Source organism: Mesorhizobium sp. M7A.F.Ca.CA.001.08.2.1, from assembly GCF_003998455.1.
Lineage (GTDB): Bacteria > Pseudomonadota > Alphaproteobacteria > Rhizobiales > Rhizobiaceae > Mesorhizobium > Mesorhizobium ciceri.
In genome coordinates this window covers 1-414 of the sequence record NZ_RZPW01001490.1, presented here as the reverse complement: position 1 = coordinate 414, position 414 = coordinate 1, and the positions used below count along the sequence as shown (strand labels likewise).

Below are 414 nucleotides of genomic sequence, written 5' to 3'. Positions count from 1 at the left end.
ATCTCGTCGACCGAGACGGGCGTCGGGCCGAGTGCCTCGATGACGCGGGCGCGGTCGCTTTCGCGGGGCGGTGGTGCGGCCAAGAAGTCGGGCGGCTCTTCGAACGGCGGCACGTCGGGCGCTCGCATGCCGGTCAGCGGCGCGATTGCCCTGGAAATATCCGATACCTCGGTGACCAGGGTGGCGCCCTCCTTGAGCAGGCCGTTGGCGCCGGCGGCGCGTGGATCGAGCGGTGAGCCCGGTACAGCGAAGACCAGTCGGCCCATTTCGCCGGCAAGCCTGGCGCTGATCAGGGACCCAGAGCGTTGCGCTGCCTCGACCACCACCAGCCCAAGGACCGCACCCGCGACAAGGCGGTTGCGGCGCGGAAAATCCTGAGCGCGCGGCTGCCAGCCGAACGGCATCTCCGAAATG

General features: G+C 69.8%; 1 protein-coding gene. It reads right to left on the bottom strand.

The annotated features are described in order from the left end of the window. On the bottom strand, positions 1-414 hold a 414-nt coding region (locus EN914_RS38135; protein WP_164779314.1), incomplete at both ends, for a DNA-processing protein DprA.